At 41.0% G+C, this 8,867-nt stretch carries 8 protein-coding genes and 2 pseudogenes; 3 read left to right on the top strand and 7 right to left on the bottom strand.

All coding sequences use genetic code 11. The annotated features are described in order from the left end of the window. Positions 1-91 precede the first annotated feature (91 nt). The 3 genes and pseudogenes from IPI15_RS20085 to IPI15_RS19565 form a co-directional block, all read right to left on the bottom strand. A pseudogene (locus tag IPI15_RS20085) lies at positions 92-714 on the bottom strand (recombinase family protein). Positions 715-884: 170 nt separating this feature from the next. After that, positions 885-1,250, bottom strand: a complete 366-nt coding sequence (locus tag IPI15_RS19555; protein ID WP_287421858.1) for a DUF536 domain-containing protein — start codon at positions 1,248-1,250, stop codon at positions 885-887. A gap of 107 nt (positions 1,251-1,357) precedes the next feature. Then, positions 1,358-2,521 (bottom strand): annotated as a pseudogene (locus tag IPI15_RS19565) (RepB family plasmid replication initiator protein). A 631-nt stretch (positions 2,522-3,152) separates the two neighbouring features. On the opposite strand from IPI15_RS19565, the gene IPI15_RS20090 reads away from it, so the two are divergent. Both IPI15_RS20090 and IPI15_RS19570 read left to right on the top strand, forming a co-directional pair. After that, on the top strand, positions 3,153-3,251 hold the full coding sequence (locus IPI15_RS20090) for a type I toxin-antitoxin system Fst family toxin (protein ID WP_312221937.1): 99 nt from the start codon (positions 3,153-3,155) through the stop codon (positions 3,249-3,251). A 1,059-nt stretch (positions 3,252-4,310) separates the two neighbouring features. Next, positions 4,311-4,532, top strand: a complete 222-nt coding sequence (locus IPI15_RS19570) for a helix-turn-helix domain-containing protein (RefSeq protein ID WP_353845342.1) — start codon at positions 4,311-4,313, stop codon at positions 4,530-4,532. Positions 4,533-4,606: 74 nt separating this feature from the next. Here the strand turns inward: IPI15_RS19570 and IPI15_RS19575 are convergent, their stop codons facing one another. Then, a complete protein-coding gene (locus tag IPI15_RS19575; protein ID WP_287421862.1) occupies positions 4,607-4,984 on the bottom strand; it encodes a hypothetical protein in 378 nt (125 codons plus the stop codon). A gap of 319 nt (positions 4,985-5,303) precedes the next feature. On the opposite strand from IPI15_RS19575, the gene IPI15_RS19580 reads away from it, so the two are divergent. After that, on the top strand, positions 5,304-5,732 hold the full coding sequence (locus tag IPI15_RS19580) for a hypothetical protein (RefSeq protein ID WP_287421863.1): 429 nt from the start codon (positions 5,304-5,306) through the stop codon (positions 5,730-5,732). A gap of 88 nt (positions 5,733-5,820) precedes the next feature. Here the strand turns inward: IPI15_RS19580 and IPI15_RS19585 are convergent, their stop codons facing one another. The 3 genes from IPI15_RS19585 to IPI15_RS19595 form a co-directional block, all read right to left on the bottom strand. Next, the gene (locus tag IPI15_RS19585) at positions 5,821-6,495 is read right to left on the bottom strand and encodes a relaxase family protein (RefSeq protein ID WP_287421864.1); all 675 of its coding nucleotides are present in this window, start codon (positions 6,493-6,495) and stop codon (positions 5,821-5,823) included. Next, complete coding sequence (locus IPI15_RS19590; RefSeq protein ID WP_287421865.1) at positions 6,458-6,964, bottom strand: relaxase/mobilization nuclease domain-containing protein; 507 nt, start codon at positions 6,962-6,964, stop codon at positions 6,458-6,460. The genes IPI15_RS19585 and IPI15_RS19590 overlap by 38 nt, the downstream gene beginning before the upstream one ends. A 552-nt stretch (positions 6,965-7,516) precedes the next feature. Then, the gene (locus IPI15_RS19595; RefSeq protein WP_287421866.1) at positions 7,517-8,494 is read right to left on the bottom strand and encodes a replication initiation protein; all 978 of its coding nucleotides are present in this window, start codon (positions 8,492-8,494) and stop codon (positions 7,517-7,519) included. Positions 8,495-8,867 lie beyond the last annotated feature (373 nt).

Raw genomic sequence — 8,867 nt, forward strand, 5'->3', positions numbered from 1 at the left:
TTTTGAGAATGTTTATCCAAAAAGAGGGGAATATATGAGTGATTCAAGATTTATATTGTAAGATAAAAATTTCCTCACAAAAAAGGAAGATTTACTTTGAAGGGAGAATATGATTAAAGAGTTGCTTTTTGATGCGATAGACAGTATCCCTAGTCACGCCCGTATCTTCTGCAATTTTCTTGATTGGCTCTTCAAGTTTCAATTTGTTCACGATCACATGATAGGTCATACGGTCTTTCGGATTCTTGGCATCTGAGGCGTACTTCACCGGACGACCCTTGTAGTGACCTTTCTCCTTTGCAATCACAATACCCTGCTTCTGTTTCCGTTTGATCTCCTCACGTTCGTTCTGGGCAGTCCAGGATAGAATCTGGATTATCATGTTGCGTATCAGCTGCTGAAGATTGGGGTCCCCATGTCTTGATTCAGGATGGGCATGTTCAATATCTGCAGGCCGATTTTCTTACGATCCAGCTTTTGCACTATTTGGACAATCTCTGCATAGTTCCGACCTAGACGGTCCAAAGATTCTATTACTAGCACATCCTTTTCCCGCAGGAACTGGAGCGCCTGCTGCAGCTCGACTTGGCTGTTCATACTTTTGCCGGACAGCTTTTCCTGGAATATTTTTTCCGCGCCCGCCTTCCTTATTTCCCACAGCTGCCGATCCAGGTTCTGATCCATTGAGCTTACGCGTGCGTATCCTACCTTCATATTCTTACCTCTCTTCCAATTTATTTATTCGACACCTAAATCTACACGAGAAAGGTGATAAAGAGCAGCCTTTCGATTATGTCGATTTTGGATATACCTTAAAAGACACCTAAAATGAAAAGTAGTGTTAATCCTTTATTAATTTTTTTTTCCAAAAGTGCCACCATTTTTTATCGGAGAATCAATTTTTCATCTTTCAACGGCTGGTCCTCTTTTTCTTGTATGAGCTCTAATTGGAGTTGAAGACGTTCATTCTGCCGATTGGCCTGGAGAGTCAGCTGCTGCTGCTGATCGATTAGTTTTTGAAGATGATCTACCTGAATGTCCTTCTTCTCCAGCTGACCATATATTTTTTCCTTTTCTTCCTGTAACTCTTTGATCATCATTTTCAGCGCATCAACCTCTCCGTTAATCAATTGGTTGACAGGTTGGTTGACGGTTGCTGGTATTTTCCCTGAATCTCTTATAAAATCAGCTATTTTATGCGTCAACTGGTAAGCTCCATCAACTTTTTTTGGTGTCAACTCGGTTGGCAACTGGTTGATTTTCTTATGGACAGCCTGCTTGGAGATACCCAGCTCTTCTGCGAGCTCCTAACGGTAAATGTTGCTATTCCATTATTCTTATCTTTAGACATCATTTCCTACTCCATACCTTTATCTTGTATTTTAACAGTCTGCAGATATTGCTTGATGGATTGCTGCAGATATTTCGCAATGTTCTGCTTTTCTTTACTATAATCCTCTCGGTGAAAGGATACATAACTTAAGTGGTCCTTTACACCATTTAACCCTCTTCTATCCTTCAACTGATCATATAAGGGATATACTTGATTTTGAAGATTTCCCATCAAGAAAATATCCTGCATATCATGAAAGCTAATCAAGTCGTTCCCAAAAAGAATAGATGTATATGGGCTCTGCATGGCTTGAGTGTACAAAGTCTCTTATTCATGCTGTTTCCGCACCTTCCCCTCTTGATAAGCAGGATCACTTTCCTTGTATGGAAGAACTGCTAACGGCCGTTTTTTATCGAGGTAGAATTTGATTCCCACTACGGAACGCCCTTTCTTGATCTTCTCATAACCAACTTGGAAATTTGTACTCCTGCAGATTTCTTCTGTCGCCACTTGTAAGACATTCTTTTCGAAGTCATATATTCGGCTATACTCCTTGATGGTATCAGTTATTCTCCGTAATTCAATTAAGTCAATATAAGGATTTTTAAGTAGGGCAATTTGTTCCTTACTGCGTTTTTTCATTCCGTTATAGGCCTCATACTGGTTATAGTTCATGGAAAACCATTTGTAGAGAATAATGCTATATTTGCTGTTCAGCCCCATGATATCGGTAATCAGATATTGGGTGAAGTTGGTTTTCAGCTCAATGAGATAGGGCATGATATCATCTGTAAACTTAATTTTGAGGGTGTCGTTATAATCGTTCCATTCACTGCTAGAAATGGGAGAAATTATTTTGTACTTCCATTTCCCCTTCTCATTTTCCTCTTGCACTTCAAAAATAGATTGTTGATGTAATGTAGTAAGCGCGTTTTTGAAGCGAGTATGCTTATTAGAGCTGGAAACATCAAAAAAAGAATAGATGGTATTCTTGGAAAGGTAGACCGCATTATCAGCTGGAGGATGTTCTGTATCCAGACAGGAGACGGCCAGTTCAAAAATTTTAAGGGGAACCTTATCCATTTTCGCCACACTAGTGATCAGATCATTATGTTCTACTGCTTTTTGATTACTTAAATCATTTATTTTAGAGATTTTTTTCGGATCTCCTTGATGTTCCATGGGCATACAATAACCTCTTTTCATTAACTTAAAGAAATATGTTTTAAGAGCAATTCCTATATGATTCTGATTATACACTAAAAGACGAATTGGTTTTAATCTATTCGTCTTAAGCATCTCTTTTCCTCGTCTTAAGCATCTCTTTTCCTCGTCTTAAGCATCCCTTTTTCTCGTCTTAAAAAAGCTGTAACAATTGGTATTACTGTTTTTTTTTTTGTTTAAAAGGTTTAAAAGAAAAAATATAAAAGATAAATTTAACTAATAGAGTCTTCTAATCTTTCATAAAGCCAAAAAAAATATTTAAAAATAACCGCTGTAAAAGGTAGAAACGTACTAAGCAATTTTAGAGCTTAGACGGACACAATATCCGGGAAGATAATCGCGAGGCTTCGTTTACAGAAAGGAGAGTCACGCTTTGCTCTTGCAGGTCTAATTCTCTATGGAGCAATATTCTGTTGTGGCGCTTGAAACAAGGCTCACTTCGTTCGTGCAGGGCAAGCCCTACATACCAAAAGGCAGGTAAAACAAAGTCAGACAGCGCAGAGGAATAATTCTTTTGAACGAGGTCTATATTACGTTTAAAGGCAAGTATGTTATATTTATCAATGGCAACTTGCCCCGAAAGGGGGTACTATTCATGCTTCAACAAATCTTCACATTGATTGTCGCCCCAATTATTGTTGGGCTAGTCATTGAGCTAGTTTCTCGTTGGTTGGACGAGAAAGACGACGATTAGCAAGTTGTCCACTAACCCACACGCTCGGAGTCGCAACGGGCGCAAAAAAAGACCACCTCTATTCGCTGTAGAGGTGGTCTTTGTGCTATTCATGCTCGAAATCTTCACATTTCGCACTTTAATTATAGCACATAGGCAAAAAACTAACCAGAAGTAATTTCATATACCCTGAACCATGTAAAAACCTCTGTGCACCCCTTAATAGTCTTCACCAATTGGATCTTTATGCCCAAATGCTTCAACTCGTTTAATATTTATTTTTGCTGCCACTGAGGTAATCGAAATAGGTATCAGAATCGTCGAAAATAGACTGTTTTTGAGCGTTTAAGAAATTTCATTGTTGTCACTTGAATTCGGTCAGGAGCAACCATTTTCGACTTTCTCACAGGCACTGGAGAAACGGTCTTTGGTTTCAAGTCTTGTTAATAAAGATTTCGAATGAATGCCATTTACAACTGATCATTGCGGAAACAACTGCCAAGGATGGTGTCTTCGATTTTCCGCGCCTTCCCTTTTCATATATGAACATGACATTCACATGCTTGTATTCGGCCGATTTTTGCGCTTTAAAGCCGATTCCGTGAGCGTGGTATAAATTCACGGCCGATTCTTTTAAATGTCTGAGAGCCCTTTTTTCGGTTTAATTTTACATCTATTTCGATATTCAAGGATAGGGCATGGCCGTTATTGGTGTTCTCAGGCATGAGAATCTCGATAACCTGCTTCGAAAACTCTTTTTCAGCGAACTATGGCAATCCTTAGCGTCTGCCATAGTTCATCCTTTGCGAAGTTTAACACGTAATGTTTTGCCTGCCGACCACCCTTCTTATTAAACAGATTTGATTTCTCACTTCTTCTGTTTCTTGCCTACGCGGTCAATCTCGCAATAATCCATGTTTGCAATTTGGCCGAAGGGCGGTTGGCATAAATCATGGACGTAAATCAATTGACGCACAAGTTAATGACTTCAGGAGCCCTGTATCTTCTTTTATCTTTACTTTACTTTATAATATAGTAAAGTAAAGATAAATAAGAGGGGGAGTCACATGTTAAACGTATCTGAAGTACTCACCATTCTTAGAAAAAGAAGGCCTTACGAGTTCTAGACAAGTTGTCTTGCGTTGGATCCGTCAAGGAGACCTGCCAGCTGTACAAGAATCCAGAAAAATAGGCTATCAAGTTACCGAATCAGACCTCGCTGACTTTATCGCCAAGAAAAAAGAAGCAGATGCAAGCACCGAATCCACCGAACAGACAACCGACGACTATCAAGCAGGCTAAGATAACTACCAATTTTATTTTTTGCAATCTATCCATTTGATAGCAAGCAATTACATCTTTTTTGAGAAAATAGTTTAGTTTGAATAGTAAAATTCAGTGAGGATCCTTGTAGGTACCTTCCCTAAGTTTTTTAACAAGTAAATATCCAACCCTTTCGGTCCCTCATAATAGTAGTAAAAAGAGTCATCATCTTGGAGGACTATGTACTCGTCTTTTTTATCGCTATGTAACGTATATACAATGTCTACTTCTTTAAGATAAGTCCCTGAATCTACCAAACTTGCATTATAGTATTCTTCGAATGTACCGTTTTGAAAGAAAGATAACATGATTATATTGGGAGGATCTGTTTCTGATTGATAAGTTCCTATTAATTTAAGAGGGGGTTTTACGGTGATATACTCTCTGAAAAAACAGACTATTAACGCAATAAAGACGATTATTCCTCCCATAATTATTTTTCTTCTCATCAGTTTCACCTCTATTTACATGAGTATTTCTTTTATTATTTTAAAATAATATTCTTAAAAAGTAAACGTTTACATTTCAAGGAATAAAGAATATTATATAGTTAGATTTAAAAAAGGAGGTAAATTTATGAAGAAGACATGGAATGTTATTGGTGCTTTTCTCTTAAGTTTCTTCGCTTTTACTGTGATAGGCGCTCGTATGGAAAAGGCTCATGCTAGTGAAATAGATTCGAGTAGGTATTCGTATGTTGTACCAGAACAAGAACAGGAAAGATCTTTGCAAGAAAGTATCCAAGCTATCATGGCAAAGAAATCTATGACTAGAGAAGTTCCTGAATACTCTAGCTATGATTTTGTGCCCATAGCTACTAAGTATGCGACTGCTTCTGGTTATGCAGGTAATCAACCTAGTTACGGAACTCGTTTTCCAACAGGTGGTGGCTTCTATTGGAGTAATGGTGGAGGGCCAACGGTATCTGTCTCTGTTTCTTTCTCAGTCCCTAGCACTCCAATTAGTGTGGGAATATCTTTAGGGAACAGTTCTTCTTCCGGAAAATTCGTAACTGTTCCTAACACAGTAAATTATTTTAAGCTCAAATCGGAAAGAACTTATAAAGTTGTTCAAAATGCTGTTTACGGCTATCCTCTTAATGGTGGAAACAGAGTATTCTTGTATTACATATACCCTTCATCTTTATATAGCGAATCCGCTTGGGCGGAAAGACAGTAACAGACTTTAAAGCGTTTGTATATTTAAAAAATTCTCCTGTTGAGTGCAGGAGAATTTTTATTATTAAATTTGATTAGCTACAACAATATCAGCGTTCCAACCCTCTCCGAAGCAGAGCCATGCGCCGTTTGTGGTCGACTTCCTGCTTTGCCTGGATTTCCTTCTCCCGATCCACCAGCTCCTGCTTAAGTTCCTCTTCTCGCTTAATCCGTTCCACTTCCTCCTGCGAAGCAGCTTCCCGCAGTTTCTCCCTCGTATCGTTAAAAATCGCCTGTTTCTGCTCGTTCAGGGCTTCCTGCTTCTTGTCGGGGGTGTTTACTTGAATCGGAGCGGAAACAGGCGCTCTCGACCCTTTTATGGGTTCTGGCGCAATAGCAGGTTGCCTCAAGACCTGTTGGCGGAGGTTCTGTGCGAAGCAGGACTGCAACCGCTCGTTGCGGAAGCGACTACCCAGGGTGGTGTTCTTGATTTTCCGCTCCTTGCCCTTCTCCTCGTCCCAGTAGCTGAACAGGAGATAGTCTTGGGTCTTGCCTGTTTTCCGATCCGTGAACTGCTTCTGCTCGCAGGAAATGCCTCTTTCCTCCAGTTGCTTTTCGAAGTCAGTGTAACTGGTGGCGGATTCCAGAACCGTATCTACTCTCTGTTTGATTCGCTCTGTCCATGATTTCTCCTTGTCGTGAGCAGACACGACACTCACATGCTCGTATTCGGCCGATTTTTGCGTTCTAAGCCCGATTCCGTATTCCTCGCATATTTTTTTCATCAGCCGATTGTTTTAAATCGCCCAGAGCGCCCTTTTTGAGCTGTAGCTTGCGTCCATCTTCGATACTCACGCTATGAACAAGGATATGACAATGGACATTCTCGGTGTTCCCATGCACGAAAATGCCGACTTCCTGCTCGGGGAACGCCCTTTCCGCAAAGAGGTAGCCCATCTCCAAGCATTTCTGGTAATCCTCCGGGGTCTGCCCCAGTTCGTCCTCGGCGAAGCTCAAGACATAATGCTTAGCCTGCCCACCGCCCTGCTTGTTGAACAGTTCCCTCGTTTCCTCGGTTTCCTGCCGTATGCGGTCAATCTCGCAGTTGTAACCGCCCTTGAGGACGCACTTGTTGTCCTGTTCACCCTCTTTTGCGGTCAGCTCCTCTCGGGTCCCGTCCATTTCTTGTTGAATCTGGTCCAGCTGCTCCTTCAGTTCCTCGGTGGTGGGAGAGTCCTTGCGGTCAAAGTCCACTCCCAAACTGAATAAGCTACTCCGTTTCGGCTTCTTGAATTCGTTCAGACGGTAGACAAGTTGATTTAAGGCTCGGGCAATCTGGCTGATATTGATACCAATCCGCCTTACCTCGTTGCGGTACTTCTTGTATTCGTTCCGCTTCTACACCTCGGCGGAAGTATCGGGGAGCGATTGGTTCAGCAGGAAGTACTTCTCCGCCAACTTCGTCACGGTCATGCCGTACTTGGCGGAGAAGTACTTCCGGGAAGCCTACCCCGAACTCTTGGGGATGTTCAACGGCATATTGAACAACCAACCGAAATAGAAAAGGAACCCCACTGCGGTGAGTGGGGTTCCTTTCACTTTATCGTTCCCTACTTGTGGCTAGGGTGTTCCTTCCTCACTATTATGATCAATTTCCTTTAAACCGTCAATAATTCCCTGCAAATAATACTTTTCGAAATTTCAGTCAACCTGAATGAACTTGTCCATCTTTTCCAAGATAATTTTTGCTTTTTCCTCGTAAGTCATGGCTTCCTTTCACCTCCAAAAGTGTCACACTTTAATTTGTTAATCCTCTAGCCAGTTGAAGAGCGGGACACTGGCCTCAAGTCTTTCCATGCCCTCGGCGTCCAGAAGGTAGTTCAGTGCATCCAGATCCTCGCTCGCTTTTCGGGCAAGCTCACTCGATTTATCAGCGGTCAAGCCGACTTCTGGTCTAAGGAAATGGGACTTCATATGCTGAAAGTCTCGCACAATCTGCATGGCGCGTTCTCGGTTTGTCTTGTCGTTGATTCCTGCATACATCAAGGCGTCTCCAAATACAGCGTCAACAATGCTCCGCAGAATATCCATCTGCTTCTGGGAAGCCTTATGAACCCCCTTGCCAGTACTCCATAACAGTTTGAAGCCCACAATGGAGCGCCCTTGTTTGATCTCCTCGTATTTTACATCAAGCTCGGTAAACTCATTAATTTCAGAAATGGCGACATCAAGCACGGCTTGTTTAAGCTTACCAGTGTTGCTTTGATAGCTTTTTTTGTCCTCTACACCAAACAACTTCATGAGGGCTTCTTTCGTCAGGGAGACGTACCAACAACCGTATAATCCCCTCAAGTAATCATATAACGTCCAACTAAAGCCACTTTTGAAGTTCGCAGTAATCGTTAAATCAGTCAAGACATACTTGTCTTTTAAGTCCAAGATGTGCGGTGTGATTTCTGGATCCCAGAGGAATGTGAACGTTCCTTTGTCGTACTTCATTTTTCTGAAAACATTCCAGTATTCAAACGTATCGTTCTCTAAATCTTCAAAGCCTGCTTGAATGCTTAAAATACGCTGTGCGTCCACTTTTGCATGTTCAGTTCGATACTCACCTAGACCAAACTTCTTCTCAAAATCAGCCTTGATAAAAGTTGTGGAGCCGTCCTGTTGGGTTGCATAAATGGCATAGGACAGCAGTTGCATTTGATTCAGTGTCAGCCCTTGATTCAGCTTTGCCGTAGACAACTGATTGCTCTTTTTAATGCTGTCGGCACTACTAATCATAACTTCCTTTTTGTTCCGTCTGCCTGCCATAGAATCGCTCCTACTATAATTTTTTTATCCCTACAAATATACTTCTTGTAAAACGTAAAGGCTTTATCTCTGACCATAATATACTTTATAAAATCACAAAAGTATAAGTAAACCCGACAAAAAAGTTCAATAGACCCGACAAAAAAGTATAATAGACCCGACAAAAAAGTATAATAGACCCGACAAAAAAGTACAATGAACTCTTGAAACCCTTGTGCTCCAACGGGTACAGAGTTTGTTAAAGATAAAGAACTTAAAGAATTTAAAGAAAAGAGATAATTTAAAAGCGCGCGCGAGGAAGAGGAAGCAGAAAAGCTTGTTTCCCAAACCAGGAAGAGAAGAA

The organism is Candidatus Brachybacter algidus (assembly GCF_016707225.1).
Taxonomy (GTDB): domain Bacteria; phylum Bacteroidota; class Bacteroidia; order Chitinophagales; family Saprospiraceae; genus Parvibacillus; species Parvibacillus algidus.

Coding starts and splice junctions, on each gene's coding strand:
- IPI15_RS19575 (WP_287421862.1), bottom strand. CDS start 4,984: ATGGGAGGAATAATCGTCTTTATTGCGTTAATAGTCTGTTTTTTCAGA.
- IPI15_RS19580 (WP_287421863.1), top strand. CDS start 5,304: ATGGCAAAGAAATCTATGACTAGAGAAGTTCCTGAATACTCTAGCTAT.
- IPI15_RS20090 (WP_312221937.1), top strand. CDS start 3,153: ATGCTTCAACAAATCTTCACATTGATTGTCGCCCCAATTATTGTTGGG.
- IPI15_RS19585 (WP_287421864.1), bottom strand. CDS start 6,495: ATGAAAAAAATATGCGAGGAATACGGAATCGGGCTTAGAACGCAAAAA.
- IPI15_RS19595 (WP_287421866.1), bottom strand. CDS start 8,494: ATGATTAGTAGTGCCGACAGCATTAAAAAGAGCAATCAGTTGTCTACG.